Source organism: Microbacterium sp. MYb72, from assembly GCF_002979415.1.
GTDB lineage: Bacteria > Actinomycetota > Actinomycetes > Actinomycetales > Microbacteriaceae > Microbacterium > Microbacterium natoriense.
In genome coordinates, this window is sequence record NZ_PCOT01000042.1 from 1 (window position 1) to 26,442 (window position 26,442).

A 26,442-nucleotide genomic window follows, 5' to 3' on the forward strand; every position below is an offset into this window, starting at 1 on the left:
TAGGTGGCACCATTTTCTCAATATCTCAGTTTGCTATATGGCAGCTTGTTCCCTCGGATGGAAGGCCACACATTTGAAACCCATAATTCCGCACATGCGACTCGCGGACTACTGTGCGTGGGTGATCTTCCTTGTCATTACTGGTGTGGCTTTGTTCTTCCTCCTCGCTTCGGCCTCTCTCGGATCTGATGTGCGCTTGGGTGTATTAATCGTGAGCGCAATTGACATCGCCTACGTTGCAGTTATTCTTACGCGTAACCGACGAGTGCGTACATACGCACTAGAGCTTTCCCTCAACAAATCTGTCCCAGCTGTCGCGTTCGATCATGCGCAGATGCAAAATGGTCTTGGACAGCCGCTTGTCGACTTCGAAGAAGGCTGCATCTCAGTTCGAGATGGTCGGGTGTGCGTGTTGAGAATCCCCAAAGGTGCAAGAGATACACCCGTAGCGAGTACATATTTGACAGACGTAAGAGATATTCGTGGTGAATGGGCCTTCATAGGCTGTTATCCTCTGCTTGCGATAGAGCTCTCAAGCGGAGAGGTGTTTCGTATGCGACCGCTGAAGCCTAGCGGGGTGACATGGCGTATCGGTTTGACTCGAAAGGAAATTGAGGCCGTCATCTATCGCATTTACTCAACAACTGGGCGTGAATAAGCGCCATGTGAGTTCGGCGTCACTAGAGTCAATCCTCCGCCCTTACCTTCCGTCTGCCCGCACGCCGTCCTCTATATACCCGCATGGGAGAGGTGATGGGGTGAATGCTTTGATCGAAGTGGGGGCTTTGAGCGTGTCCCAAAGGTGATCAAGAACACTGCGGGACTCGTGACTCGGAACACCTTTAGGTCGACGATGCGAAACATCACGGTTTACGAGTTTTTCAACCTAGCAATATCATTGCGTATGTTGACAAACACGGTGTGTGTCGGCCGGGGCAAGGGGATAGCTGCAAATAGGAGTGGATATGAAACACCTGACGCCGGAAGAATTGATGGAGCGCGCCGACGGTGTCGGTGGATTGGGGGCCTTGGAAGCTCACGGGTTCTTCGGGGGGCGTATCTCGGAGGGTCATGCGGTGCGCGTGGTGTTCCGTAGGGGGCGGCGATTCGACGACCTCGTGCTGTTCCAGCGTGACGAGGATGATTGGTCGGGGGTTGGCGCGCCGCCTGGGGGTGAGTTCCGGGTGCTGGCGGCGTGGAACTTCCCCGTCCCTTCCGAATGGGGTCCCGTACTGGTTCAGGATCGGGTGCTTCCTACAGCGTTCAAGGATCCGGTTGCCTGGGTGGACTCGGTAGTTGGAACCGTCGAGATCCCGGAGACCGGGAAGGATGCTCCAGCGCGGCCATTGATGGACAACGATCGCTTCTGGTCTCTGATCGACCGTCTCGGCGGGTCGTTGGAGGACGAGAAGATCGCGGAGTTGACGGAGGCATTGGAGGCGTTGCCGTATCGGGATGTTCTCTTCTTCCGTGACACGTTGGTCGCGCGGTTGCGTGAGCTTGACCAGCCCCTCAATACCGTCGGTGTGGGAGAGGGGGAGGAGCGTGTGATCAGTGCGGATGCGTCGTTGTACTACCGATGCGAGATCGTGGCGGCGGGTCGCGAGGTGTTCCGCGACCGCGTAGAGCATCCGCGACCTGGCAGGGATGCCGATGGCGCTAGCGGTGAAGCATTGCTAGGTGTCGCGGAAGATGCTTCCGTCTCCAGGGTGCCTGAACCGGATGCGTCTATCGAGACGGGCACGAACCCGCTGTACTGGCCCGATGCGCCCGATCCGTTGCCGGATCCGTGGGCGTCGATTCCGAGTCCTGGTCCTTTCTCATATGACATTCAGTTATCTCGGTTGCGTCTTGGCCCGTGGAGTCAACGACGATTCATAGTTTGGTTGGCGTACGCGACCACGGCGGAGGGAACTGTGCGCGAGATGATGGGGTGTGTCGTGCAGGGGAACAACGAGACCGCGCGTGAGGAAGTCGTCGCCTACGTGCGTGCCCGGCTGCGCGATGGAGAGACGCTGCATCCCAACGTCGTCACCTACGCTCCGGGAATCGACGGCGTCGCGACTGGGCATCAGATCGCCGGAGGGACTCGACGTAGTCGATTGAGCATGGATGAGTATGTCCAGAGGTACTACACGGGCGAGCTCGCTTCGGCCGGGATGCGGAAGGCCGGCGAGTAGCGCGTGGAGAGATCGGGTACTTCTGTTGGACATGAACTCCCGCCAAGGCTTACGCCCCGATCCGCGGGATCGAGAGCCTTGCCATGATCGTCATCTTTGACGTCATTGTCCTGTTCGCTCTCTGTGCATTCAGAGGGTTGTATCTGCTGGTATTGATACCCGCAACCTTTCTTGGATGGATCTTCGTCCACTCGTGGCGACAGAGGGCCAGTTATGGTGCGTGCCTGGGTTGATACGACTGGAATATCTTTCTATCTCTTGCTACGGGACTCGTCGGAGTGCGTGCGGGTAAGTACATGCCGACTGCTCGATACGTCAGACTGGTAGACATGGCCAACATCTCACACAGAGTGGGATGGATGGGTCGAACCCTGCAGAACTTGGATAGTGGCTCAGCGCAATCAAGTTCATAGAGTGCTGCGGGCGGCGCTGACCATCGACAGGCAAGTTGGAGTTGGAGTTCGGCTCCGACGACGCCGGACGGGCAGTACTTGAGCATGCGTACGCCCTTGACCCCACGACCGGCTGGCAGCTGAGCGATGCCTTGCGCGCGGCCGGGGACCTCGATGCTGCCGCGGATGTGCTCCGTGCTGCGGCAGAAGCCGGTGAACCGCGTGCGTACCTCGACCTTGCCGATGTCGAACACGAGAGGGGAGACCTCGACGCGAGCGAAGCGGCGTTCGAGGCCGCGATCGCGGCAGGCGTCGCGGAGCAGGCCGATGACGACGAGGGGGCGGGGTCGTAGCCGTGGACCACAACTCGACGGACTCCCGTGATGTCGACTTCGCCGGGGACATACGATCGAGTCCTGATAAGAGGCGCTCGTGGGGGTGAGCAGGGCTTGAAGACGCAAGACGGCGTGAAGGGGCCGCGGAGTCGGTGGCACGCACTCGCCACGGCCATGTTCGGCGGATACGACTTTCGCGACAGCCGTCAGATCCGCCGGCGCTGGTTGCTCTATCGAACTCTTGCCGCCATCTGCATTGTGCTCGGGGTAGTCCTGGTCCTGTTCGAGATCGTTTCCTTGGTGAGAGGAGTCTCGCTGAATGGCCCGGCGTTCGTACTGCCCTTCCTGATGCTCGGCGTGCCCAGCTTCGTCTTCTGGGTGAAGGCGAAGGATCACGCCATTTTCTGGCGCGAGGAAGTCGAACGCGAGCGGGCGCTGGCGGAGGCGGGTTCTCTGCCGTCGGAGTAAGAACGCCTCGAAGCCTCCTTTCCGGATCTGCTCCTGAACCACCACTACAGAAAGCTGCTTGGGGGCGTACTGGTGACGACCGCTGCTATCGTCCAGATACGAGCGTCAGCGGTGACCGAGGGGGCAAGCATGTCGGTGGTGTCCGGAATCCTCATGGCCATCGGCATCCTGTTTCTGACCGCGGGCGCGGTCATGCTCCTGGGGCGGCGTCGGGTTGCTGCCAACATGTCGCAGGCCGGAATCGTCAAGGGCTCCCGGATGTCCGCGACGACCTACTCGGTCCTGATCTCCGTGATGCAGCTGCTCATCGGCGCCGGCCTCCTGATCCTGACGCCGCTGACGTCCTTTCGGAGCCGTGAGGACAACTTCTTGCGTGCCCTGACCGCTCTCTCCGAGATCCTCGGAGCAGGGGGCATTGTGCTCAGCATCGCGCTCATCATCACAGGCAGTGCTGGGATGCTGTTCGGCCTGCGCTTCATCTGGCAGGCATGGAAGGACAGGTCGAGCTGGCAGCACGATTCCTCCGGCTTACTGACAATGCCCACACGTGATCGAGTGAGGATGGGCGGCGGAACCGTCCTCGCCACGTACGGTGCGATCGCGGTCGTGTTCGGCATCCTGCTTCTCGCGACCTACGCGGCCGGCGCGTGATCATGAGCGAACCGCAAACGGGGCGCGATTCGCGGCAGGACCAACGCGCGGAAGGAGCCAAGAGGATGAGCTTCCCCGAGGGGCTAGGTTGGCTGCTCTTCCTCTTCTTTCGCGGGCTCGCGCTGTGGGTTGTGATTCCCAGCGCCTTCTTGGCCTGGCTCCTGGTTCACTCGTGGGCTCAGAAGGCGTCTCTAAAGCAGGCTGTCGCCTGGTATGACGCGAACCTGATCGCGGCGCTGTCGAACGGTCCGTTCCGTTGGCTGATGCGTCGGGAAGTCCGGCCATCCTTCGTGCGCATGTCGGGCATGAGCACGATCAGTACTCAGAGGATCCCCTGGTTCGACGTCAGCGCCCTGTTCGACCTCAACTGACCCCCAGGCCCGACGGCACCCGATGAGGCCCGCGACCATAACGGTCGCGTCCCGAACGCACCGTTCGTCTCGCTCAGTCATTACCGTGGGCTCAGAGGTCGCGTGGCGATCCTGGCCGGAGGAATGCCGTGGTGGTGGAACGAGCACAGAACGATGAGTCCGAGAGCCTCGTCGAACGTCTGCGCTTCTGGCGCCGGACGGCGAAGGTCTTCATCATCCTCACGATTCTGGGTGTCGGATTCTTCGTGATCCTGGCGTTTCGTCTGTACTTCACGCCGGGGCATCTCGACGTCGTTGCGCCCACCTCCGGCGAGTGTCGTATGGCCGAAGACGGAGAGCGGCTCTACGTCGCCGTCGGCCTCGTCGCGCTCGTGGACGGCACGCTGTTCGAGACGTCGATGGTCCGCGACTCCCAGGGGTCCGTCGAGTCGGCGGCGGTCCTGCTCGACGATGTCCGACTCGACGGTCTGGAGGATGCTGAGCTCGATGCGCTGCTGCACGACGCTGATGACGCGAGTCGACGGTTCGGCGCCGTCGGGGCGGAGAGCGGAACCCTTGTCGCCGCCATCGACCTTCCGGCATCGGAAGGGAAGATCGTGGCGCTGAGCCTCCTCTGGGGTTTCGGGGAGATGTCGTCCGAGCAGACCATTCCGCTGGCGCTCAGATACGGCCACGGCGAGTGCGGCCTCGGGGTCCCTCTGTCGCACGAACAGGGGTAGGACCTGACGTCATCTCCGCGCTCGACAGCCGCGGCATCCGCTATGCTCGTAACCGTCGCGACTGGCGTCTGGGTGGACTACCACCGGGGAGCGACTGACCACGGAATTCGACCGCGCGCCTGGGCCGATGGAAGCACCCCTTTCGAATCCGTTGTCAGAGGAGCACGTCACATGACCGACCGTTACTTCAACGCCCCGCTCGCCGAGGTCGACCCCGAGATCGCCGAGGTCCTCGACCGGGAGCTCAAGCGCCAGCAGACGTTCCTCGAGATGATCGCATCCGAGAACTTCGTGCCCGTCTCCGTGCTGCAGTCGCAGGGCTCGGTGCTCACGAACAAGTACGCCGAAGGCTACCCCGGCCGCCGCTACTACGGCGGCTGCGAGGAGGTCGACGTCGCGGAAGAGCTCGCGATCGCCCGCGCCAAGAGCCTGTTCGGCTCGGAGTTCGCGAACGTCCAGCCGCACTCCGGCGCCTCGGCCAACGCCGCCGTGCTGCACGCGATCGCCCGCCCCGGCGACACGCTGCTCGGCCTCTCGCTCGACCAGGGCGGCCACCTCACCCACGGCATGAAGATCAACTTCTCCGGCCGTCTCTACAACATCGTCGCCTACGGGGTGAACCCCGAGACCTCGACCATCGACATGGACGAGGTCCGCCGCCTCGCCATCGAGCACAAGCCGAAGGTCATCATCGCCGGCTGGTCGGCCTACCCGCGCACCCTCGACTTCGCCGCGTTCCGCGAGATCGCCGACGAGGTCGGCGCGCTCCTCTGGGTCGACATGGCGCACTTCGCCGGCCTCGTCGCCGCCGGGCTGCACCCGAACCCGGTGCCGCACGCGCACGTCGTCTCCTCGACCGTGCACAAGACCATCGGCGGACCCCGCTCCGGCTTCATCCTCACCAACGACGCCGAGATCGCGAAGAAGATCAACTCCGCCGTCTTCCCCGGACAGCAGGGCGGACCGCTCATGCACGTGATCGCCGCCAAGGCGACGGCGTTCAAGCTCGCCGGCACCCCGGAGTTCAAGGAGCGTCAGGAGCGCGTGCTGCGCGGCGCCGCCATCATCGCGGAGCGTCTGTCTCAGCAGGACGTGAAGGATGCCGGCATCGCCGTGCGCTCCGGCGGCACCGACGTGCACCTCGTGCTCGTCGACCTGCGCGACGCCGAGATCGACGGCAAGCAGGCCGAAGACCTCCTGCACGACATCCACATCACCGTGAACCGCAACGCGGTGCCGAACGACCCGCGCCCGCCGATGGTCACCTCGGGTCTGCGCATCGGCACCCCGGCGCTCGCGACGCGCGGCTTCGGCGACGCCGAGTTCACCGAGGTCGCCGACGTCATCGCTCTCGCGCTGCAGCCCGGCGCCGACGTCGAGGCGCTCCGTGCCCGCGTCGACGCGCTCGCCGCGGCCTTCCCGCTGTACCCCGACCTGCAGCAGTAAGCCCGCGGCATCCCGTCCGTGACTGCACGGGATGCTGCCGAGTGCACGAGAAGCCGCCGAGTGCACGGCCCGTTCACGCGAACGAGCCGTGCACTCGGCGAAAGCACGAGAACTCGACGAGGGCGGACACCGCCCCGAACGGCGAACGCAAGGAAGAGAAGAGACAGCATGACCGCGAAGATCCTCGACGGCAAGGCCGCCGCAGCATCCATCAAGGCCGAGCTCACCGAGCGCGTCGCCGCGCTCAGGGAGAAGGGCATCGTCCCCGGCATCGCCACGGTGCTCGTCGGCGCCGACCCGGCGTCGCAGCTCTACGTCGGCATGAAGCACCGTCAGTCCGAGGCGATCGGGATGAACTCGATCCAGCGCGAGCTCCCCGCCGATGCCTCGCAGGCCGACGTCGAGGCGCTGATCGACGAGCTCAACGCCGACCCCGACTGCCACGGCTACATCGTGCAGCTGCCGCTGCCGAAGCACCTCGACACCGACGCGATCCTCGAGCGCATCGACCCGGCGAAGGACGCAGACGGCCTGCACCCGACCAACCTCGGTCGTCTCGTGCTCAACGTGAACAACCCGATCCACACGCCGCTGCCCTGCACCCCGCGCGGCGTCATCGAACTGCTGCTGCGCAACGACTACGACCTCAAGGGAAAGCACGTCGTCGTGGTCGGACGCGGCGTCACCATCGGCCGCCCGATCGGCCTCCTGCTCACCCGCCGCGACATCAACGCCACCGTCACGCAGGTGCACACGGGCACGCCCGACATGTCGCCGTACCTCCGCCAGGCCGACGTGATCGTCGCCGGCGCCGGGGTCAAGCACCTGATCCGCGCCGAAGACGTCAAGCCCGGAGCCGCCGTGCTCGACGTGGGCGTGACGCGCGAGACGGATGCCGAGACCGGCAAGAGCCTCGTCTTCGGCGACGTGCATCCCGACGTGGCCGAGGTCGCCGGCTTCCTCTCCCCGAACCCCGGCGGCGTCGGACCGATGACCGTCGCGCTGCTCATGACGAACGTGGTCGAGGCGGCCGAGCGGCTCGTCTGACGCGTCTCGGGGCGGCGTTTCGTCACCTCGACTCGCTGCGCTCGCTCAGCACGGCGCTCGGCCGCTGCGCGTTCTCGCTCAACGACCGGGCTGCTCCGCGGCGCGGATCAGCCGAGCTCGTCGAGCATGCGGCGCTGCTCGGGGGTGAGGCCGTCGTTCAGCTCCTGGCGCGCCTCGGTCGTCGCGGGGGAGTCGGGGGTGGGAGCGGATGCCGCGGCATCCGACCTCTTCGAGATCTTCGCGGAGACGGTGTCGTACACCTCGCCCGCCTTGGCGCGCAGCCTGTCGTCGAACTGGTCGTAGATCATCCAGCCGAAGAGCAGGATCAGCGGAGGCAGGACGAACGCCCAGAAGCCCGACGCGCGCACCCCGCTCAGCCATACCGTCAGCACCCAGACGATGAGCTCGACGACGTAGACGAGCACGTACTGCACGGTCTTCTCGCCGACCTTCGTACGGCTGGCCGACGACTTCGCGGCGGACTTCCGGAACGCGGAGCCGAGCACGGGCTTCACGAACAGCGCGGCGAGGGTGAGGATCACGGCCGCCCACAGCGCGTTGAAACCCACGCGGACGCCGCTGAACAGCAGGCCGATGAGCAGGAGGACCGCGACGTTGAACACGTAGAGCGCGGCGAACCGGACGATTCCGTTCTTCATGCGACCAGACTTCCACATCTGCGCGCCGTGCGGCACCTCACGCGCGCGGGAAGGAGCGCTCCACCGCGTCGACCACGGCGTCGTAGACGGCATCCCAGTCGGGCACCTCTGGCGCGACTCCGGCGAGTTCGAGGCTCACGGCGCCGTGCACCTGCGCCCACACCGTGACGGCGGCAGCCATCACCTGATCCTCCGGCACGCGCGCCGCGAGGACGCGCACGAGCGGAGCCATCGCGGTGGAGGTGGTGGCGGCATCCGGAGCGCAGTCCTCGACGGTCGTGATCGCTCCGCCGAACATCAGACGGTAGAGGGCGGGGTTGGCCTTCGCCCACCCTCGGTACGCGTATCCGAGGGCGCGGAGCCCCTCCGGCTCGGTTGCGGCCTGAGCGGCTCCGAACGACGCGAAGCCGTGCTCGATCACGGCGACCAGCAGCTGCGCCTTGCCGCCGAAGAGGGAGTAGACGGCCGAGGTCGAGGTGCCGGCTGACTGGGCGATGTCGCGGAGGCTGATGCGCTCCGGGCCCTTCGCGTCGACCATCTCCGCCGTGACGTCGAGCAGTCGGTCGCGGAGAGCGTCGTCGTAGGAGACAGGTCTTGCCATGGAGGGAAGTCTATCGTAACGTTGTTTCATAACGTAGTTACATAACAACGTTCCAAGGAGAATCGCATGACTCAGCAGGTCTTCCCCGGTCGCTACACGGCAGCACCCGACCGGTCTGACATCACCGTCTTCGTCATCGGCATGCGGGCCAACCGCTGGTGGCAGCTGGGGAAGGTATGGTGGACGGCCAGCAAGATGCCGCCGATGCTGCGGCACCTCGCCACCCATCCGGAGGCGGGGATGCTCGGCGCCCACAACTGGTTCGGGCGCACGACCATCCTGCTCTCCTACTGGGAGAGCCCCGAGCATCTGCAGCGCTTCGCCGCCGACCGCGACGCCCCGCACCTGCAGCCGTGGCGTGACTTCATGCGCTCGCTGCAGGGGTCGGGCAGCGTCGGCGTCTGGCACGAGACGTATCAGGTGCCCGTCGCCGATCTCGAGGCCGTGTACGTCGACATGCCCGCGTTCGGGCTGGCCGCGGCAACCACGCACGTGCCCGTCGGCCCGGGCATGAAGACCGCGCGACAGCGACTCGGGCGGTGACGGAGGTGGGTGGATGCCGCGGCCTCCACCCCTCATCTCAGCCCTGGGGCTGCAGCGTGCCCTCGATGTTCGTGATGCGCGCGCTCTCGTCGAAGCGGAACGTGACAGATGCCGTCGCGTCGGTGATCGTGGCGCCGGTGTAGGCGTCATCGGTCCAGGCGAGGTTCCAGCCGGCGAGGCGGGCGAGGTCCCACACGGCGGTCCTGGCGTCGGGCAGAGCCAGACCGGAGAGGATGCGGGGGAGCGCAGTGGTCGCCGATGCCACGGTCAGGGCGGGCACGGGCGCGTCGAGGAGGAAGACGGCCCTGGTGCCGCCGGAGATCGGGGCGGAGTAGTAGGGCGAGCGTCCGGTGATCTCCACCGCGACGCCCGCGATCGTGTGCGCGGCTGCGGCGATCCACTCCTCGTCGCCGGAGGCGTCCGCCGGGAAGGGGAGCTCCGGCTCCGCCAGCTCGGCGAGTCCGTGCTCGACGCCGTAGTCGCGGAGCTGCGCGGCGACGCCCTGCGCGTCACCCTGCGGGTGCGCCCACGCCCACAGCAGCGACCGCGGCCCGGGTGCGATCGTCGCGATCAGATGGGCCGTCGTCACCAGCGTGCGCGACGGATCGGCGTTCGCGGTGAAGGTGATCGTGCCCGCCGTCATGTCGGCATCCCAGCGGTGGTCGCCGAGCTCGTCCGTCGCCGTGGCGAGGGCATCCTGACGGAGCGCGGTGAAGAGGGCGGAGCGGTCGGCGAGCGGCTGGAGCGCGGCGAAGGTCATGCCCCCAGTCTCGCCCGGATTGCTATGAATCCGCCAGAGCGCTCATGTCGTCACGGCGCCATCCGGACGCCCCATGCGCCGCACGCGCGGCACGGCCAGAGTCATCAGCGCGATGCTCGCATAGAGGATGCCGGACGTGACCAGCACGGTCTCGACGTCGCTGTGGGTGATCAGCCAGCCGTAGATCAGCGTGCCGATCGGCATGGCCACGAAGCTGCCGAGCATGTCGTAGCTGGACACGCGGGAGAGCGTCTCGCCCGGCACGTTCTCCATCATCGCGAGATTCCACCCGGTGCTGAACACCTCGGCGCCGGCGCCGGCCACGAAGGCCGCGATCGCGAGCAGGACGACGGCGGGGTGGACGCCGAGCACGGTGAGCGGGATCGCGAACGCGGCCATGCCGATCATCCCGTAGCGGAGCGGTCGGTTCAGCGGGAACCACATGAGGATGAGGGTCATCACGAGGATGCCGACGCCCTCCGCGCTGACCACCCAGCCCCAGCCGGTGATGCCGAGACGGGGGTCGTTCTTCGCGATGTACGGGCCGACGACTCCCCACGCGCCGACATGGATGGCGTTCATCACCATGAACGCCAGCACGACCACCCACAGCCAGGTCCTGGTGCGGAACTCGTGCCAGCCGGTGCGGAGATCCTGGAACAGCGTCGTCCCTCCGCCGTGCGCCGGCGGAGGAAGGCGGACCATCGCCAGCACGGGGATCGCGATCACCCACCCGATCGCCTGCACGACCATCGCCCAGGCGGGGCCCGCCGATGCGACGACGATTCCGGCGATGATGGGGCCGCCGATGGTGGTGGCCGAGCGCACGAACGAGAGCATCGCGTTCGCCTGCTGCAGATGCTCCGGCGAGGCGAGCTGCGGGATGATCCCCTGCATGGCGGGCAGGACGAAGGCCGTGGACGCCCCGTTCAGCACGGAGAGCAGGGCGAGCATCGGCACGGTCGCCGTTCCGGTGAACAGCAGGGCGGCCATCGCCCCGATGGTCAGGATGTCGATGACGTAGCACGACTGGATGATCAGCGCTCGGGGGAGCCGGTCGGCGATCACGCCGCCGAAGAGGAGGAAGACGATGTTGCTGACCGTGAAGGCGGCGAGCACGAGCGACAGCGAGCGGGCGTCGTTGTCGATCTCCAGCACGGCGAAGGCGAGCGCGATCGACGACATGGATCCGGCGATCATCGTGATCGCCCTCGCCAGGAAGAACCAGCGGAATCCGGCATCCTGCATCGCGGCGAGCACGCGCGTCATCGGCGGTCCTCGCGTCTCTGCATCCGACCATCCTGCCACGCGACGCGCGGCGAGGAGGGTCGGACGGCGTCTACCAGGACGGACGGATGCCGGCGAGGGCCCAGGCCGCCTGCACGGCGGCGCCGAGGGCGACGTACTCGCCCGGCTCCGGCACCACGACCGGGATGTCGAACACCTCGCGGGCGACGGCCGCGACGGCGGGGCTCTGCGCGCCGCCGCCGATGAGCAGCACGCGCTCCGTGCGGACGCCGAGGTCGCGGATGGCGCCGAGGCCGAACGCGAGACCGCCGATCACGCCCTCGACCGCGGCCCGCGCCAGGTTCTCGCGACGGGTCGACGCGAGCGTCATGCCCGAGAGGGTCGCGGTCGCGTCCGGCCGATTCGGGGTCCGCTCGCCCTCGAACCACGGCTGCAGGGACAGTCCACCGGCACCGGGTTCCGCCTGCAGGGCGAGCCGCGAGAACTCCTCGAGGTCCACGCCGAGCAGGGCGGCCGTCACGTCGAACACGCGCGCGGCGTTGAGGGTCGTGACGATCGGGAGGCGGCCGCCCGCGGCATCCGCGAACCCTGCGACGGTGCCGGAGACGTCGAAGATCGGCGCATCGGTCACGGCGAAGATCGTGCCGCTCGTGCCGATGGACACGCCCACGTCGCCCGTGCGCGCGCCCATGCCGAGCGCGGCGGCGGCGTTGTCGCCCGCACCCGCCGACACCACGAGCCCACCGGAACCCTGCACGTGCTCCGAGGGCCCGAGCACCCGGGGGAGCACCACATCCGACGCGTCCCTGCGGAGAGCGAGCGACAGCAGCTCGCGGTCGTAGACGTCGCGGACGGGGTCGAAGTAGCCCGTCCCGCTCGCGTCGGAGCGGTCGGTGACGAGCTCGCCGAGTGCGGGGCCGAGGTCGGACTCGTCGGCAGGGCCGTACCCGCGCAGGCGCCAGGTCAGCCAATCGTGGGGGAGGGCCACGGCCGCCACACGGGCGGCGTTCTGCGGCTCGGCGTCGGCCAGCCATCGGAGCTTCGTGACGGTGAACGACGCGACGGGCACCAGACCCGTGCGGGACGCGAACTCGGAGGCGCCGACCTCTGCCGTGAGATCGGCCGCGGCCTGCGCCGAGCGGGTGTCGTTCCACAGGAGGGCGGGGCGGATCACTCGGCCGGACTCGTCGAGCGCGACCAGTCCGTGCTGCTGCCCGCCGATGCCGATCGCTGACACGTCGTCGAGTCCGCCGGCATCCGCCAGTGCCGTTCGCAGCGCCGCCCACCATGCCGCGGGGTCGACCTCTGTGCCGGCGGGATGGGGTGCACGGCCGGTGCGCACGACCGCACCGGTGTCGAGGTCGCGGACGACGACCTTGCAGCTCTGCGTCGACGAGTCGACGCCCGCGACCAGTGCCATCAGCGCGCGCCGAGCAGGTGCTCGGTGGCGAGCTGCTGCAGCCGGACGAAGCCGAAGCCCTTGCCGCCGAGATACGCGTCGGCGTCGAAGTCCTCGTAGGCGCTGCGGTCGGCGAGCAGATCGTCGTAGGACTCGCCCTCGTTCAGGGTCGGAGCCGCGAGCTCGGCGACCTTCGCCGCGGCCAGAGCCTCCTGCACCTCGGGGTCGGCGCGGAACGCCGCTGCCCGCTCCTTGAGCAGCAGGTAGGTGCGCATGTTCGCGGCGGCGGAGTCCCAGACCCCGGTCTCGTCTTCGGTGCGGCTCGGCTTGTAGTCGAAGTGCCGAGGGCCGTCGTAGGCGGGGACGCCGTTCGGGCCGCCGTTCTCGAGCAGGTCGACGAGCGAGAACGCGTTGTGCAGGTCGCCGTGGCCGAACACCAGGTCCTGGTCGTACTTGATGCCGCGCTGGCCGTTGAGGTCGATGTGGAACAGCTTGCCGTGGAACAGGGCCTGCGCGATCCCCGCGGTGAAGTTGAGTCCCGCCATCTGCTCGTGACCGACCTCGGGGTTCACGCCGACGAGCTCGGGGCGCTCGAGGGAGTCGATGAACGCGATCGCGTGGCCGAGCGTGGGCAGCAGGATGTCGCCGCGCGGCTCGTTGGGCTTGGGCTCGATCGCGAAGCGGATGTCGTAGCCCTTGTCGGTGACGTAGTCGCCGAGCAGGTTGACGGCCTCGCGGTAGCGCTCGAGAGCTGCGCGGACATCCTTCGCCGAGTCGTACTCCGCGCCCTCGCGGCCGCCCCACATGACGAAGGTCTTGGCGCCGAGCTCGGCGGCGAGGTCGAGGTTGCGCAGCACCTTGCGCAGCGCGAACCGGCGCACCTGGCGGTCGTTGGAGGTGAAGCCGCCGTCCTTGAAGACCGGTGCGCTGAAGAGGTTCGTGGTGACCATCGGCACGATCAGCCCGGTGTCGGCCAGTGCGCCGGTGAGGCGGTCGATCTGCGTCTGACGCTCGGCGTCGGTGGAGCCGAAGGCGAACAGGTCGTCGTCGTGGAAGGTCAGGCCGTAGGCGCCGAGCTCCGCGAGTCGCTCGACGGCGTGCACGACGTCGAGGTGCGGCCTGGTCGGTCCGCCGAAGGGATCGGTGCCGTTGTAGCCGACGGTCCAGAGTCCGAAGGAGAACTTGTCGTCGCGGGTGGGGGTGAGGGACATGGCTCGGATCGCTTTCCACGGTGAGGGCGAATTGTTGTTGCCAGGAACATATCAGGGGTGGGTGGCCTCCGCAACGTGTCTGTTCGCTGCGATCCTGCGCCCGGGGGTGCGGTCAGCTGCCGATCGGCGCCGTCGAACTGCGCACCACGAGCTCGGCGTGCATCCTGATGTGCGCGGGGTCCTCGCCGCGCAGCATCCCCAGCAGCACGCCGACCGCCGCCGCCCCCATCTCTGCGAGGGGCTGCCGCACGGTCGTGAGCTGCGGGTTGTTCGACGACGCCTCGGGGATGTCGTCGAACCCGACGACGGAGAGGTCGTCGGGCACGCGCAGGCCGCGTTCGGCGGCGACGCGCATGGCCTCGAGCGCCGTGAGGTCGTTGGCGGCGAACACCGCGGTCGGCCGCTCGGGGAGATCCAGGATGGCGTGGGCGCCGGCGGTCGCGCTCGCGGTGCGGTAGCCGCCGTCGACCACGAGGGACGGATCGAACGGGATGCCGGCCGCGCCCAGCGCCGAGCGGTAGCCCGCCTCGCGCTGCTGCGCCGACTCGAGATCGGAGCGGCCGCGCAGGTGCGCGATCCTGCGGTGCCCGAGGGAGATGAGGTGCTCCGTCGCCGTGCGTGCGCCCTCGACGTTGTGCACCGCGACCGTCGCCGTTCCGTGCGGCCCCTCGTGCGGGTCCACCGCCACGATCGGCACCGCGGCCTGCGGGGGAGTCGTGGTCGGTGTCACCAGGATCGCCCCGTCGATGAGCGTCCCGCCCAGACGGGAGAGGGAGCGGCGCTCCCAGCCGAGGTGCTCGCCCGCCGAGACGCTTCCCGCGTACGCGAGCACGTCGTACGGCGTGTCCTGCAGCGCGGTGGAGACGCCGCGCAGAAGCTGCAGCGCGAAGGGCTCGAACTCGGCGACGAGCACGCCGATGACGTTCGTGCGCCCTCTCCTCATCGACGTCGCCACCAGGGAGCTCTCGTATCCGAGTTCGGCGACGACGCGGAGGATCCGAGCGTGGGTCTCCGCGGACACGCCGTCTCGGCCGTTGATGGCCTTCGACACCGTCGCCACGGACACTCCTGCTGCGCGGGCGACGTCGGTGATCGTGGTGCGTGCGTTCATCAGAACAGACTAATCATGGAAAACGTTATCGATATCGTTTGACACGATCTCGTCCAGGTGCCAGAGTGGGCGCACAACACATTGGTGTGGCTGACAACAAATAGGTTCGCTCTGCTGCACGGAACTCGATGAAGAGGAGACACAGCATGAAGATGCGCAAAGCGTGGGCTGCGGGGGCGGCCATCGTGACGCTGGGGGCGCTCGGGTTGACCGGGTGCGCGGGCGGGGGAGGCGGCGCCGATGACGGCAGCACGCTCACGATGTGGCACAACTCGACCACCGGTGCGGGCAAGCAGTACTGGGAGGACGCTGCGGCCGCATTCCACAAGGCCAACCCCGAGGTCACGGTCAAGGTCACCTCGATCCAGAACGAGGACATGGACGGCAAGCTCCAGACCGCCGTCAACTCCGGCGACATGCCCGACATCTTCATGGCACGCGGAGGCGGCAAGCTCGCCGACGTCGTGAAGGCCGGCAAGGTCAAGGACCTCACGAAGCTCATCGACGCCGACGTGAAGTCGGCCTTCGGCGACGCGCCGTTCAGCGCCTTCACCGTCGACGGCAAGATCTACGGCATGCCCAGCGCGGTGCTCCCCGGCGGCATGTTCTACAGCAAGGACCTGTTCGCCGCGGCGGGGATCAGCGGCGAGCCGAGCAGCATGGACGAGCTCGAGGGCGCCGTCGACAAGCTGAAGGCGTCGGGCGTCGCCCCGATCGCACTCGGCGCGAAGGACGCCTGGCCGGCCGCGCACTGGTATTACTTCTTCGCGGTGCGCGCATGCGACCAGGACGTGATCGCCAACCTGTCGACCAAGCCGGACTTCTCGGACAAGTGCTGGCTCGACGCGGCGCAGAACCTCGCCGACTTCGCCGAGACCGAGCCGTTCAACGACGGGTTCCTCACGACATCAGCGCAGCAGGGCGCGAACTCCTCCGCAGGTCTCGTCGCCAACCACAAGGCGGCGATGGAGCTCATGGGGGCGTGGAACGTCGGTGTGATCGCCAGCCTCACGCCCGACCAGAAGCCCCTTCCCGACCTCGGCTGGTTCCCCTTCCCCGAGGTCAGCGGCGGCAAGGGAACCCCCGGAGCCATGATGGGCGGCGTGGACGGATACTCGTGCTCCGTCGACTCGCCCGACACCTGCGAGAAGTTCCTGAACTTCGTCTCCTCGAAGGAGTGGCAGGAGAATTACGCCGTCGCCTTCCAGACGATCCCGGCCTCTCAGGACGCGATGGGCGCGGTCACCGATCCGTCGCTGATCCCGCTCATGGAGGCGTACAGCAAGGCGCCGTACGTCTCGCTCTGGCTGGACACGGCCCTCGGCCAGAACGTCGGCAACGCGCTCAACACCGGCGTCGTGGAGATGCTCGCGGGTCAGGGAGACCCGAAGAAGCTCGTCGACAGCCTCGCGAACGCGGCGGCCAGGGGCTGACCCGCGCCATGACCATCACCCAGGCGCTCGCTCAGGCGCCTGAGGGGAGCTCCCGTGGGGCCGGCGCATCGTCGGCCCCACGGCGGCGGAAGCCGCGCCCTGACTGGCGCAAGCGCGGCGAGATCGCCCTCCTCTCGGGCCCTGCCCTCCTCGTGTTCGTCGGCTTCGTCATCTTCCCGGTGCTGATGGCGGCGTTCTACGGATTCTTCAAGTGGAACGGCTTCGGCTGGCCGACCGAGTTCGTCGGCCTCGACAACTACGTGCTCATGCTGCAGGACGAGACGTTCCGCGCGGCCGTGTCGCACAACTTCATCATCATCTTCCTGTCGCTGATCATGCAGGGGCCCGTCGCGATCCTCTTCGCCCTGCTGCTCAACCAGAAGATCCGCGGACGATCTGTCATCCGCGTCCTGATCTTCGCCCCGTACGTGATCGCGGAGGTCGTCGTCGGCACGGGCTGGAGCCTGATGCTGCAGGACGCCGGCGCCCTCAACTCCCTGCTGGAGAAGTGGGGCCTCGGCGCGCTCCAGCACTCGTGGATCGCCGACCCCGCGATCGCCATGTGGTCGCTGATGATCATCATCACGTGGAAGTACGTCGGGTTCGCCGTCATCCTCATGCTGGCGGGGATGCAGTCGATCCCCGAGGAGCTCTACGAAGCGGCTGCGATCGACGGAGCCGGGTTCTGGAAGACGCAGTGGAGCATCACGCTTCCCCTGCTCGGCCCGACCATCCGCATCTGGGCGTTCCTGTCGATCATCGGCTCCCTCCAGCTGTTCGACCTCGTCAACATCATCTGGGGGCAGTACATCGCGGCGACCGCCGGCACCTCGACGATGGCGACCTACATGTACCAGAACGGCCACCTGGCGGGGAACTACGGCTTCGGCAACGCCGTGGCCGTGATGCTCTTCCTCATCTCCATGGTCGTGGCGCTCATCTACCAGCGCTTCGTGCTGCGGCGTGACACCGAGGGCGCACTCACCGGAGACAGCGGAAAGGCGCGCAGACGATGACCGACACCCTGAAGACCTCCGTCGCGATCCAGACGATCGGGCCCAGGGGCCGCCGCCGCGCCGCCCCCGAGGTGCGCTGGGGCAGCCCCGGCGTGTACCTCGTCGCCCTCGTGCTGATCACGGTCTGCGTGACGCCGATCCTCTACATCATCATCGGCGGCTTCCGCACGAACTCGCAGATCACCACGGATCCGTCGGGCTGGCCCGCCCCGTGGCAGTTCGCGAACTACACCGACGTGCTCGGCAGCTCCGAGTTCTGGACCGCGATGCTGAACTCGACGATCTCGGCCGTCGGCACCACCGCGGGAGCCGTGATCCTCGGCGTCATGGCGAGCTACGTCATCGCGCGCTACGACTTCGCGGGCAAGGGCGTCATGTACTCGCTGTTCGCCGCGGGGCTGATGTTCCCGGTGACCGTCGCGATCACGCCGCTCTACCTGCTGATCCGCAACCTGGGGCTGGTGAACAGCCTCGCGGGCATCATCCTTCCGCAGATCGCGTTCGCCCTGCCGACCACGATCATCATCCTCGTGCCGTTCCTCAAGGCGATCCCGAAGGAGCTGGAGGAGGCGGCGTCGATCGACGGCGCATCCCGTCTGGGGTTCTTCTGGCGCATGGTGATCCCGCTGAGCCTGCCGGGAGTCATCACGGTCGGGATCCTCGCCTTCATCGGCGCGTGGAACGGCTACATGCTCCCGCTGTTCATCCTGAGCGACCAGAGCCTGTTCACCCTTCCGCTCGGCGTGCAGAACTTCGCCTCGCAGTACTCGGTCGACACCGCCCGCGTGCTCGCCTACACCTCGCTGTCCATGCTTCCCGCCCTGATCTTCTTCAGCCTGTTCGAGCGCCGCATCGTCGGCGGTCTGACCGGCGCGGTCAAGGGCTGAGAGACCACGAACCACGAATGGAGGCGCACATGAGCGCTGACATCCCCGCATTCCCCCACGCATCCGATCGGGTGCGGGATCTGCTCGCCAGGATGACGCTGGACGAGAAGCTCGCGCAGCTCGTCGGCTACTGGATCGACCAGGGCGGCGAGGTGGTGGCGCCCATGCAGAACGAGATGGGAGGCAAGGCCGCCCCCGGGGCGCTGGCCGAGATCACGCGTGACGGCATCGGCCACTACACGCGCGTCTACGGCACGCGCCCGGTCGATGCCGCCGAGCGCGCGGCGTGGCTCTGGGAGGAGCAGCGCCGCCTCCGTCGGGAGACCCGGCTGGGCATCCCCGCGCTCGTGCACGAGGAGTGCCTCACCGGGCTCGCCGCGTGGAAGGCGGCGACCTTCCCCACGCCGCTCGCCTGGGGCGCCTCGTTCGACCCGGAGCTGGTGGAGGAGATGGCGGCGTCGATCGGCGAGACCATGCGCGACCTCGGCATCCACCAGGGGCTGGCGCCGGTGCTCGACGTCATCCGCGACCCCCGGTGGGGGCGGGTGGACGAGTGCATCGCCGAGGATCCGTACGTGGTCGGGGTGACCGGCACGGCGTATGTGCGCGGGCTGCAGTCCGCCGGTGTGCACGCGACGCTCAAGCACTTCGTCGGGTACTCGGGATCGCGTGCGGGGCGCAACCACGCGCCGGTCTCCGCCGGACCCAGGGAGGTGGCCGACGTGTTCCTCCCGCCGTTCGAGATGGCGGTGATCGACGGCGGCGCGCGCTCGGTGATGAACTCCTATGCGGAGATCGACGGGGTGCCTCTGGGCAGCAGCGCCGAGCATCTCACGGGCCTGCTGCGCGAGACGTGGGGCTTCGACGGCGTGGTCGTCGCGGACTACTTCGCCGTCGCGTTCCTGGAGATGATGCACGGCATCGCGCGCGACAGGGGAGAGGCGGCGGAGGCCGCCCTCACGGCCGGGGTCGACGTCGAGCTCCCGAGCGGAGACGCGTATCTGGCGCCGCTGCGGGAGCGCGTCCTGTCGGGGGCGCTCGATGAGGCCTTCGTCGACCGCGCGGTCCTGCGCGCGCTGTCCCAGAAGGAGGAGCTCGGGCTGCTGGAGCCCGACGCCTTCGACGGCGAGCCGCCCGCGGCAGTCGACCTCGACTCGCCCCGCCATCGCGACATCGCACGACGGCTCGCGGAGGAGTCGGCGGTGCTGCTCTCGAACGACGGCATCCTTCCTCTCGCCGATGCGGCGACGCCTCTGGGGAAGATCGCCGTGATCGGCCCCAACTCCGCGCGCCCTGAGGCGCTGATGGGCTGCTATTCGTTCGCCAACCACGTGCTCGCGCATCATCCGGAGCATCCGATCGGCTTCTCCATCCCGAGCTTCCTCGAGGCGTTCTCGGAGGAGGCGGATGCTCTCGGCGTCGAGGTGATCGCCGCGCACGGCTGTGACGTCGAGGGCGACGACCGCTCGGGCTTCGCGGAGGCGGTCGACGTCGCGCGCGCGGCCGACGTGGCGATCGTCGTCGTCGGCGACCAGGCCGGGCTGTTCGGGCGGGGCACGGTCGGCGAGGGCAACGACTCCGAGAGCCTCGAGCTGCCCGGTGTGCAGCGCGAGCTCGTGGAGGCGCTGGTGCGCACGGGAACGCCGGTGGTCATGGTGGCCGTGACCGGTCGCCCGTACGCGATCGGCTGGGCTCTGGACGCTGTGTCTGCACCGGCTGCCGTGCTGCAGGCGTTCTTCCCCGGAGAGGAGGGCGCCTCGGCGCTCGCCGGAGTCCTCTCTGGAAGGGTCGTGCCCTCGGGGCGCCTCCCGGTGTCGCTGCCGCGGTCTGCGGGAGCGCAGCCCTACTCGTACCTGCACCCTCGCCTGGGCGGCCCCTCGGAGGTGACGGCGACCGATTCGACTCCGGTGCGTCCGTTCGGGTTCGGCCTGTCGTACACGCGGTTCGAGGTCGATCGGCTCGATGCCGACGACGAGGTGGCCGCCGGAGGAGCGTTCCGGGTCGCGGTCACGGTGACGAACACGGGCGGCCGGGCGGGCGCCCACGTCGTGCAGCTGTACGGGCACGACGTCGTGGCATCCGTCACGAGACCCGTCGCCCAGCTCCTGGCGTTCCGCCGGGTGACGCTCGACGCCGGGGAGTCGGTGCGGGTGACCTTCGACATCCCCACCCAGCGATTCGCCTTCAGCGACTGGTCGATGACCCGTGTGGTCGAACCCGGAGACGTCGAGGTCTGGGTAGGAGCGCACGCCGCGGCATCCGTCGAGGAGGGCACGGCGACGGCCCGTGCGACCCTGCGGATCACGGGGGCGCCGCACCCCGTCACGACGGCGGACGCACGCGTGGCGACATCGGAGGAGATGATCGTGGATCGCGCGGTGTCGCGATGACGGTGGTGAGCAACCCCATCCTGCCCGGGTGCCACCCCGATCCGACGATCTGCCGTGTCGGCGAGGACTACTACCTCGTCACCTCGACGTTCGAGTACCTGCCCGGTCTCCCGGTGTTCCACAGCCGCGACCTCGTCGACTGGGAGGTCGTCGGGCACGTCATCGATCGGCCGGGGATGCTGGATCTCGAGGGGATCCGCTCGTCGGGCGGCCTCTACGCCCCGACCCTCCGGCACCACGACGGTCGGTTCTGGCTGCTGTGCACGCTCGTGGACCAGGAGGACGACGCAAGGGGCGGCAACTTCGTCGTCACGGCGGAGGATCCGTCCGGCCCCTGGTCCGATCCGGTCTGGCTCGACGTCGACGGGATCGATCCGTCGGTGTTCTTCGACGACGACGATCGCATCTGGGTGCACGGCACGCGGCCGGCACGTCAGCCCGAATGGCACGATCAGACCGAGGTCTGGCTGCGCGAGCTGGACCCGCACACGATGACCCTCGAGGCCGAGGAGCATGTCCTGTGGCGAGGGGCGGTGCAGGGCGCGGTGTGGGCCGAGGGTCCGCACCTCTACCGGCTGGCCGGGGCCTACCACCTGCTCGCCGCGGAGGGCGGAACCGACTTCCACCATGCCATCAGCGTGGCGAGGGCGGATGCCGTCACCGGTCCGTACCGCGGCAGCAAGGGCAACCCCGTGCTCACCCATCGGAACCTCGGGCGCGGCGTCGACATCACGGCGGTCGGGCACGCTGACCTCGTGGAGGCGGCGGACGGCAGCTGGTGGGCGGTGCTGCTCGGCATGCGTCCGTACGGCGGCTACCACTGCAACCTCGGCAGGGAGACCTTCCTGGTGCCGGTGATCTGGGAGGACGGATGGCCGGTCTTCGCACCGGGCATCGGTCGCGTGGAGCACGAGGTCGAGGTGCCGTTCGCGCAGCCGCGGGCGGCGGCGCCCGTCGGCGGAGTCATCGCGTCGAACGATCCGCGCTGGACCTCCGTGCGCGCCCTGCCCTCGGAGATCGCCTCGGCCGACGGCGACGGGTGGGTGCTCCCGCTGCTCCCGGCGACCCTCGCCGATGCCACCCGCAGCGCCTTCCTCGGCGTGCGGCAGCAGCATCGAGACGTCGACGTCACGGCGACCATCGCCTGCGATCTGCGCGAGGGCGAGGAGGCGGGACTCGTCGTGCGTCAGTCGGAGGACGACCACGTGCGGCTGTCCGCCATCGGCGTCACGGGGGAGGGAACGCGCGTGGTCGCCATCCACCGGAGCGCCGGAACGGAGCGCGTGATCGGGGAGGCGGTCGTCGCGGGAGCGCCGCACGAGGACCTCGTTCTCATGCTGCGGGCGCGCGGTCAGGACTACGAGCTGCGGGCGGGAAGGTCGGGCGACGACCTCGTCGCCGTCGCCACGGCAGACGGACGCACGCTCGACTCGATCGCGACCGGCGGCTTCCTCGGACTCTGGATCGGGGTCCACGGCACGTCGAACGGTGCGGCGACCGACTCGACGATGCGCGTCGAGCGCGTCGAGTACGTCCCCCGGTGATCACGAGGGTCGGGCCTGACCGGAGCGCGCCCGTCGGGCGGATATCGTGGCAGGAGCAGCACGACGCGCGGAGGAGGCGGGGGATGACGGATCGAGCATCCGGAGTCGAGGGAGTGCGCCGGGCGAACCTCGGCGAGGTGCTTCGGCTCGTGCACCACGACGGCCCGCGATCCCGCGCGGTCATCACCGCCGACACGGGACTGAACAGGTCGACGGTCGCCGACCTCGTCGCCGAGCTGGTCTCGCACGGACTCGTCGTGGAGCAGGAGCCCGACACCACCCGCCGAGTGGGGCGCCCCTCGCCGATCGTCGCGCCGAGCGAGCAGGTCGTCGCGATCGCGGTCAACCCCGAGGTCGACGCGATCGAGATCGGCGTCATCGCCCTCGGTGGCAGCGTGCGCGAGCGCGTACGGGTCGAGTGCGTCGAGCCTCCCTCCGTCGAGGACGTCACCGCGGCGGTCGAGGGCTTCGTACGACGGTGGCGGGAGTCGTCCGGGCCGGCGGCGAGGATCATCGGCATCGGACTCGCCGTGCCGGGGCTGGTCAGGGCCGAGGACGGCATCGTGCGACTCGCCCCCCACCTGGAGTGGCGGGATGCTCCGATCGGCGATGCGCTCGCGACGGCGCTCGGACTCCCCGTCTTCGTCGGCAACGACGCCTCTCTCGGAGCGAGCGCCGAGCGCCTGTTCGGAGCCGCGCGCGCTCACGAGGACGTCGTGTACCTCAACGGCGGATCGAGCGGCATCGGCGGAGGGCTCATCCTGGACGGCCGGCTCATCGGCGGCGCCGGGGGTTACGCAGGGGAGTGGGGGCAGACGCGCCCCGGCATCCTGTCCGACGACGACCGCCGCACCGACGGCGGCGTCCTCGAAGACGAGGTCAACCGCTCGCGCCTGCTGCAGGCCGCCCAGCTCGGCCCCGTGGACGACACCGCCCTCGCGGCGGTGCTCTCGGCGACGAGCGATCCGCAGGTGATCGCCGAGATCGACCGGCAGCGCCGCGTGCTCACGGCCGCGCTCGCGAACGCGGTCAACGTGCTGAATCCGTCGATCGTGGTCCTGGGCGGCTTCCTCGCCATGCTGCGCGCCCGCGACGCCCTGAGCTTCGACGCCGAGGTGCGGGCGCGCTCGCTGCAGGCGCCGGCGGAGCAGATGGAGGTGACGGCCGCAGGGCTCGGCGCCGATCGTCTGCTGATCGGCGCCGCCGAGGCCGCCTTCGCTCCGTTGCTGGCGGATCCGCTCCGATTCTGACGGTCAGTAGCTGGCGCGCCGCGTGTCGTCCGAGACGGGGATGAAACGGCTCGCGAGTCCCTCGGAGGCGCGGGCGAGCAGCGCGACATCGGCGCCGACCGCGACGAAGTCGGCACCGGCGGCGATGTACCCGTCGGCGGCAGTCGGATCGAAGGCGTTCACGCCCACGGCGGTCCCTGCGGCCTTCACCGCGGCGAACACGCGCTCCACCGCGGCGACGACGTCGGGATGCGTCTGCTGGCCGAGCAGGCCCATCGACGCCGACAGATCCGACGGGCCGACGAAGACCGCGTCGACGCCGTCGACCGCGGCGATCTCCGCCGCGGCATCCACTCCGGCTGCCGTCTCGATCTGCACCGTCAGCGACGTGTGCGCCGCGGATTCCTGCAGGTAGCGGTCGACGCGGTTCCAGCGGGCGCTGCGGGCGAGGGCGCTGCCGACGCCGCGCACGCCCTCCGGCGGGTAGCGGGTCGCGGCGACGGCCGCGCGGGCCTCGTCGGCGGACGACACCATCGGAACGATGATGTTCTGCGCTCCGAGATCGAGGACCTGCTTGATCGCGACCGTGTCGTTGGAGGGCACGCGGACGACAGGGGCGATCGGGTAGGCCGCGGCGACCTGCAGCTGCAGGAGCACGCTCTCCAGCGAGTTCGCGGAGTGCTCCATGTCGATCAGCAGCCAGTCGAGGCCCGAGCCCGCGGCCACCTCGGTGACGATCGCGCTGCCGGAGCAGGCCCACATCCCGATCAGCGAGCGGTCGGATGCCGCGAGCTGCTCGCGGAAGGAGGCGTCTAGACGAATCGGCATGCGATCGTTCCCATCGGTCCGTAGTCGCACAGCACTTCATCGCCGCGCGTCACCCACATCGGGCGCGTGAACGATCCTGCCAGGATGATCTCCCCCGGCTCGAGACGCGCGCCGTGCTGGTGGAACTTGTTCGCCAACCAGGCGACGCCGGTGGCTGGATGGTTCAGCACGCCGGCGGCGACGCCGGTCTCCTCGATCTCGCCGTTCTTGAAGAGGAGCCCCGGGACCCAGCGCAGATCGATCTCATCGGGGCGCTTGCGCACGTCGCCGAGGACCATCGCCCCGTACGCGGCGTTGTCGCTGATCGTGTCGACGATCGTGCGCCCCTCCAGCTCGATGTGCGAGTTCAGCACCTCGAGGGCGGGCACGGCGTAGTCGATCGCGGCGAGGGCGTCCTCCAGCGTGCAGTCCGGGCCTTCGAGCGGATGCTTCAGCACGAACGCGAGCTCGACCTCGATGCGCACGTTGGAGAAGTGCTCCGTGGGGATGTCGGCCCCGGACTCGTACACGGTGTCGTCGAACATCACCCCGTAGTCGGGCTCGGTGATGCCCGTCGCCTGCTGCATCGCCTTCGACGTGAGGCCGATCTTGCGACCGACCAGCCGGCGGCCGGCGGCGATCTGCGAGTCGCGCCACACGCCCTGGATCGCGTACGAGTCCTCGACCGTCGCGGCGGGATAGCGCGCGGTGATGCGCGGGATCACCCCGTGCGTGCGATCGGCCTCGGCGAGCTCGGCCGCGATCGTCGCGATGTCCTCTGCTGACAGCATCCGTTCCTTCTTTCTACTTCTCACCGACACAGGCTGCGTCTGATGCGCCGCACGATGCGGGCGGAGCGATGTTCCTCGTGAGGACAATCGGGGTAGGGGCCCCCGCTCTTGTCCTCACGAGGAACATCGCGGAGCCCCCACCGGACGATCTAGAGCTGGTGCCCCAGCTTGTACTCGCCCTGCTTCCACTCCGGCATCGCGTCCTCGTCGTCCGGGCGGGTGTAGCTGAACCCGTCGGCGCCGATCGTCACGGCCATCTCGGAGCTGTCGGTGCGCGCGACCACCGGCTGCGGGTTGCCGTCGAGGTCGAGCACGAGGCTCGCATCCGTGTACCAGCTCGGCACGACCGGGTTGCCCCACCAGTCGCGGCGCTGGTTGTCGTGCACGTCCCACGTGATGACGGGGTTGTCGGGGTCGCCCGTGTAGTAGTCCTGCGTATACACCTCGACGCGGTGGCCGTCGGGGTCGCGCAGGTACAGGTAGAACGCGTTGCTCACGCCGTGACGGCCGGGCCCGCGCTCGATCGCGTCGGACCGGCGCAGGGCTCCGAGCTTGTCGCAGATCGCGAGGATGTTGTGCTTCTCGTGCGTCGCGAAGCACACGTGGTGCATGCGGGGCCCGTCGCCGCCGGTCATGGCGGTGTCGTGCACGGTCGGCTTGCGGCGCATCCACGCGGCGTAGACGGTGCCCTCCTCGTCCTGGATGTCCTCCGTGACGCGGAAGCCGAGGTCCTGCATGAACTTCACCGCGCGCGGCACATCGGGGGTGACCTGGTTGAAGTGGTCGAGGCGCACGAGCTCGCCGGGGATGTGCAGGTCGTAGCGCCACGACATCCGCTCGACGTGCTCGGTCTGGAAGAAGAACTCGTACGGGAAGCCGAGAGGGTCGACCACGCGGACGGAGTCGCCGATGCCCTTGACGAAGCCGTCGGGGTTGCGACGGACGTCGCAGCCGAGCTCCGTGTAGAACTCGACGGCGCGGTCGAGGTCCTCGGCCGAGCGGACCCGGTACGAGAAGGCCGCGACCGCGGCGATCGGGCCCTTGCGCAGCACGAGGTTGTGGTGGATGAACTCCTCGGTGGAGCGAAGGTAGATCGCCTCGTCGTCCTCGCTCGTCACGTAGAGGCCGAGGATGTCGACGTAGAACTGGCGGGATGCCGCGAGGTCGGTGACCACGAGCTCCATGTAGGCGCAGCGCAGCACGT

Annotated in this window: 26 protein-coding genes and 1 riboswitch; of the genes, 16 read left to right on the forward strand and 10 right to left on the reverse strand. The window is 68.2% G+C overall.

The window, feature by feature from the left end; genetic code table 11:
• Positions 1-121 precede the first annotated feature (121 nt).
• The 9 genes from CQ047_RS18735 (at position 122) to CQ047_RS17165 (ending at position 7,609) form a co-directional block, all read left to right on the forward strand.
• A complete protein-coding gene (locus tag CQ047_RS18735) occupies positions 122-658 on the forward strand; it encodes a hypothetical protein (protein WP_146114384.1) in 537 nt (178 codons plus the stop codon).
• A gap of 307 nt (positions 659-965) precedes the next feature.
• Positions 966-2,180, forward strand: coding sequence for a DUF4240 domain-containing protein (locus CQ047_RS17130; RefSeq protein WP_105677140.1), 1,215 nt, complete (start codon positions 966-968; stop codon positions 2,178-2,180).
• 454 nt (positions 2,181-2,634) lie between these two features.
• Positions 2,635-2,925: a hypothetical protein gene (locus CQ047_RS17135; protein WP_105677142.1), complete on the forward strand. Its 291-nt coding sequence runs from the start codon at positions 2,635-2,637 to the stop codon at positions 2,923-2,925.
• Positions 2,926-3,021: 96 nt separating this feature from the next.
• Positions 3,022-3,375, forward strand: coding sequence for a hypothetical protein (locus tag CQ047_RS17140; RefSeq protein ID WP_146114386.1), 354 nt, complete (start codon positions 3,022-3,024; stop codon positions 3,373-3,375).
• A gap of 153 nt (positions 3,376-3,528) precedes the next feature.
• On the forward strand, positions 3,529-4,026 hold the full coding sequence (locus CQ047_RS17145; RefSeq protein ID WP_146114387.1) for a hypothetical protein: 498 nt from the start codon (positions 3,529-3,531) through the stop codon (positions 4,024-4,026).
• A gap of 65 nt (positions 4,027-4,091) precedes the next feature.
• Complete coding sequence (locus CQ047_RS17150; protein ID WP_105677147.1) at positions 4,092-4,397, forward strand: hypothetical protein; 306 nt, start codon at positions 4,092-4,094, stop codon at positions 4,395-4,397.
• Positions 4,398-4,528: 131 nt separating this feature from the next.
• Positions 4,529-5,116, forward strand: a complete 588-nt coding sequence (locus CQ047_RS17155; protein ID WP_146114388.1) for a hypothetical protein — start codon at positions 4,529-4,531, stop codon at positions 5,114-5,116.
• 47 nt (positions 5,117-5,163) lie between these two features.
• A riboswitch (ZMP/ZTP riboswitch) is annotated at positions 5,164-5,248 on the forward strand.
• A 39-nt stretch (positions 5,249-5,287) separates the two neighbouring features.
• Complete coding sequence (gene glyA, locus CQ047_RS17160) at positions 5,288-6,562, forward strand: serine hydroxymethyltransferase (RefSeq protein ID WP_105677150.1); 1,275 nt, start codon at positions 5,288-5,290, stop codon at positions 6,560-6,562.
• 168 nt (positions 6,563-6,730) lie between these two features.
• Positions 6,731-7,609, forward strand: coding sequence for a bifunctional methylenetetrahydrofolate dehydrogenase/methenyltetrahydrofolate cyclohydrolase (locus CQ047_RS17165; protein WP_105677152.1), 879 nt, complete (start codon positions 6,731-6,733; stop codon positions 7,607-7,609).
• Between the two features lie 107 nt (positions 7,610-7,716).
• Here CQ047_RS17165 and CQ047_RS17170 read toward each other — a convergent pair whose 3' ends face one another.
• Both CQ047_RS17170 and CQ047_RS17175 read right to left on the reverse strand, forming a co-directional pair.
• Positions 7,717-8,268 (reverse strand): phage holin family protein, encoded by a 552-nt coding sequence (locus CQ047_RS17170; protein WP_105677178.1) that lies wholly within the window; start codon positions 8,266-8,268, stop codon positions 7,717-7,719.
• A 37-nt stretch (positions 8,269-8,305) separates the two neighbouring features.
• Positions 8,306-8,869: a TetR/AcrR family transcriptional regulator gene (locus CQ047_RS17175; protein ID WP_258132730.1), complete on the reverse strand. Its 564-nt coding sequence runs from the start codon at positions 8,867-8,869 to the stop codon at positions 8,306-8,308.
• A 66-nt stretch (positions 8,870-8,935) separates the two neighbouring features.
• On the opposite strand from CQ047_RS17175, the gene CQ047_RS17180 reads away from it, so the two are divergent.
• Positions 8,936-9,412: a DUF4188 domain-containing protein gene (locus CQ047_RS17180; protein WP_105677156.1), complete on the forward strand. Its 477-nt coding sequence runs from the start codon at positions 8,936-8,938 to the stop codon at positions 9,410-9,412.
• 37 nt (positions 9,413-9,449) lie between these two features.
• Here CQ047_RS17180 and CQ047_RS17185 read toward each other — a convergent pair whose 3' ends face one another.
• The 5 genes from CQ047_RS17185 to CQ047_RS17205 form a co-directional block, all read right to left on the reverse strand.
• Positions 9,450-10,172, reverse strand: a complete 723-nt coding sequence (locus tag CQ047_RS17185; protein ID WP_105677158.1) for a DUF6882 domain-containing protein — start codon at positions 10,170-10,172, stop codon at positions 9,450-9,452.
• 42 nt (positions 10,173-10,214) lie between these two features.
• The gene (locus tag CQ047_RS17190) at positions 10,215-11,441 is read right to left on the reverse strand and encodes an MFS transporter (protein WP_105677159.1); all 1,227 of its coding nucleotides are present in this window, start codon (positions 11,439-11,441) and stop codon (positions 10,215-10,217) included.
• Positions 11,442-11,511: 70 nt separating this feature from the next.
• On the reverse strand, positions 11,512-12,840 hold the full coding sequence (gene xylB / locus CQ047_RS17195; RefSeq protein ID WP_105677161.1) for a xylulokinase: 1,329 nt from the start codon (positions 12,838-12,840) through the stop codon (positions 11,512-11,514).
• Positions 12,840-14,030, reverse strand: coding sequence for a xylose isomerase (gene xylA / locus CQ047_RS17200; protein WP_105677163.1), 1,191 nt, complete (start codon positions 14,028-14,030; stop codon positions 12,840-12,842). Before xylA ends, xylB begins: the two co-directional genes overlap by 1 nt.
• 112 nt (positions 14,031-14,142) lie before the next feature.
• The gene (locus CQ047_RS17205) at positions 14,143-15,141 is read right to left on the reverse strand and encodes a LacI family DNA-binding transcriptional regulator (protein WP_105677164.1); all 999 of its coding nucleotides are present in this window, start codon (positions 15,139-15,141) and stop codon (positions 14,143-14,145) included.
• Between the two features lie 146 nt (positions 15,142-15,287).
• On the opposite strand from CQ047_RS17205, the gene CQ047_RS17210 reads away from it, so the two are divergent.
• The 6 genes from CQ047_RS17210 to CQ047_RS17235 all read left to right on the forward strand — a co-directional run bounded on the left by CQ047_RS17210 (position 15,288) and on the right by CQ047_RS17235 (position 23,661).
• The gene (locus tag CQ047_RS17210) at positions 15,288-16,574 is read left to right on the forward strand and encodes an ABC transporter substrate-binding protein (RefSeq protein ID WP_105677166.1); all 1,287 of its coding nucleotides are present in this window, start codon (positions 15,288-15,290) and stop codon (positions 16,572-16,574) included.
• 8 nt (positions 16,575-16,582) lie between these two features.
• Complete coding sequence (locus CQ047_RS17215; RefSeq protein WP_105677168.1) at positions 16,583-17,590, forward strand: carbohydrate ABC transporter permease; 1,008 nt, start codon at positions 16,583-16,585, stop codon at positions 17,588-17,590.
• A complete protein-coding gene (locus tag CQ047_RS17220) occupies positions 17,587-18,477 on the forward strand; it encodes a carbohydrate ABC transporter permease (RefSeq protein ID WP_105677170.1) in 891 nt (296 codons plus the stop codon). Before CQ047_RS17215 ends, CQ047_RS17220 begins: the two co-directional genes overlap by 4 nt.
• Positions 18,478-18,506: 29 nt before the next feature.
• Complete coding sequence (locus CQ047_RS17225) at positions 18,507-20,867, forward strand: glycoside hydrolase family 3 N-terminal domain-containing protein (protein WP_105677180.1); 2,361 nt, start codon at positions 18,507-18,509, stop codon at positions 20,865-20,867.
• Positions 20,864-22,411, forward strand: coding sequence for a glycoside hydrolase family 43 protein (locus tag CQ047_RS17230; protein WP_105677171.1), 1,548 nt, complete (start codon positions 20,864-20,866; stop codon positions 22,409-22,411). The genes CQ047_RS17225 and CQ047_RS17230 overlap by 4 nt, the downstream gene beginning before the upstream one ends.
• A gap of 83 nt (positions 22,412-22,494) precedes the next feature.
• Positions 22,495-23,661, forward strand: coding sequence for an ROK family transcriptional regulator (locus CQ047_RS17235; RefSeq protein WP_105677172.1), 1,167 nt, complete (start codon positions 22,495-22,497; stop codon positions 23,659-23,661).
• A 3-nt stretch (positions 23,662-23,664) separates the two neighbouring features.
• Here CQ047_RS17235 and CQ047_RS17240 read toward each other — a convergent pair whose 3' ends face one another.
• The 3 genes from CQ047_RS17240 to hpaD all read right to left on the reverse strand — a co-directional run.
• On the reverse strand, positions 23,665-24,468 hold the full coding sequence (locus CQ047_RS17240) for an HpcH/HpaI aldolase/citrate lyase family protein (RefSeq protein ID WP_105677174.1): 804 nt from the start codon (positions 24,466-24,468) through the stop codon (positions 23,665-23,667).
• Complete coding sequence (locus tag CQ047_RS17245) at positions 24,453-25,238, reverse strand: fumarylacetoacetate hydrolase family protein (RefSeq protein WP_105677175.1); 786 nt, start codon at positions 25,236-25,238, stop codon at positions 24,453-24,455. The genes CQ047_RS17240 and CQ047_RS17245 overlap by 16 nt, the downstream gene beginning before the upstream one ends.
• Before the next feature lie 149 nt (positions 25,239-25,387).
• A partial coding sequence (gene hpaD / locus CQ047_RS17250) for a 3,4-dihydroxyphenylacetate 2,3-dioxygenase (RefSeq protein WP_105677176.1) occupies positions 25,388-26,442 on the reverse strand: 1,055 nt, incomplete at its 5' end.

What these genes read in the sequence shown, in the direction of transcription:
- CQ047_RS17130 (WP_105677140.1), top strand. Translation starts at nt 966, where the DNA reads ATGAAACACCTGACGCCGGAAGAATTGATGGAGCGCGCCGACGGTGTC.
- CQ047_RS17145 (WP_146114387.1), top strand. Translation starts at nt 3,529, where the DNA reads ATGGCCATCGGCATCCTGTTTCTGACCGCGGGCGCGGTCATGCTCCTG.
- CQ047_RS17150 (WP_105677147.1), top strand. Translation starts at nt 4,092, where the DNA reads ATGAGCTTCCCCGAGGGGCTAGGTTGGCTGCTCTTCCTCTTCTTTCGC.
- glyA (WP_105677150.1), top strand. Translation starts at nt 5,288, where the DNA reads ATGACCGACCGTTACTTCAACGCCCCGCTCGCCGAGGTCGACCCCGAG.
- CQ047_RS17165 (WP_105677152.1), top strand. Translation starts at nt 6,731, where the DNA reads ATGACCGCGAAGATCCTCGACGGCAAGGCCGCCGCAGCATCCATCAAG.
- CQ047_RS17170 (WP_105677178.1), bottom strand. Translation starts at nt 8,268, where the DNA reads ATGAAGAACGGAATCGTCCGGTTCGCCGCGCTCTACGTGTTCAACGTC.
- CQ047_RS17175 (WP_258132730.1), bottom strand. Translation starts at nt 8,869, where the DNA reads ATGGCAAGACCTGTCTCCTACGACGACGCTCTCCGCGACCGACTGCTC.
- CQ047_RS17180 (WP_105677156.1), top strand. Translation starts at nt 8,936, where the DNA reads ATGACTCAGCAGGTCTTCCCCGGTCGCTACACGGCAGCACCCGACCGG.
- CQ047_RS17185 (WP_105677158.1), bottom strand. Translation starts at nt 10,172, where the DNA reads ATGACCTTCGCCGCGCTCCAGCCGCTCGCCGACCGCTCCGCCCTCTTC.
- CQ047_RS17190 (WP_105677159.1), bottom strand. Translation starts at nt 11,441, where the DNA reads ATGACGCGCGTGCTCGCCGCGATGCAGGATGCCGGATTCCGCTGGTTC.
- xylB (WP_105677161.1), bottom strand. Translation starts at nt 12,840, where the DNA reads ATGGCACTGGTCGCGGGCGTCGACTCGTCGACGCAGAGCTGCAAGGTC.
- xylA (WP_105677163.1), bottom strand. Translation starts at nt 14,030, where the DNA reads ATGTCCCTCACCCCCACCCGCGACGACAAGTTCTCCTTCGGACTCTGG.
- CQ047_RS17205 (WP_105677164.1), bottom strand. Translation starts at nt 15,141, where the DNA reads ATGAACGCACGCACCACGATCACCGACGTCGCCCGCGCAGCAGGAGTG.
- CQ047_RS17210 (WP_105677166.1), top strand. Translation starts at nt 15,288, where the DNA reads ATGAAGATGCGCAAAGCGTGGGCTGCGGGGGCGGCCATCGTGACGCTG.
- CQ047_RS17215 (WP_105677168.1), top strand. Translation starts at nt 16,583, where the DNA reads ATGACCATCACCCAGGCGCTCGCTCAGGCGCCTGAGGGGAGCTCCCGT.
- CQ047_RS17220 (WP_105677170.1), top strand. Translation starts at nt 17,587, where the DNA reads ATGACCGACACCCTGAAGACCTCCGTCGCGATCCAGACGATCGGGCCC.
- CQ047_RS17225 (WP_105677180.1), top strand. Translation starts at nt 18,507, where the DNA reads ATGAGCGCTGACATCCCCGCATTCCCCCACGCATCCGATCGGGTGCGG.
- CQ047_RS17230 (WP_105677171.1), top strand. Translation starts at nt 20,864, where the DNA reads ATGACGGTGGTGAGCAACCCCATCCTGCCCGGGTGCCACCCCGATCCG.
- CQ047_RS17235 (WP_105677172.1), top strand. Translation starts at nt 22,495, where the DNA reads ATGACGGATCGAGCATCCGGAGTCGAGGGAGTGCGCCGGGCGAACCTC.
- CQ047_RS17240 (WP_105677174.1), bottom strand. Translation starts at nt 24,468, where the DNA reads ATGCCGATTCGTCTAGACGCCTCCTTCCGCGAGCAGCTCGCGGCATCC.
- CQ047_RS17245 (WP_105677175.1), bottom strand. Translation starts at nt 25,238, where the DNA reads ATGCTGTCAGCAGAGGACATCGCGACGATCGCGGCCGAGCTCGCCGAG.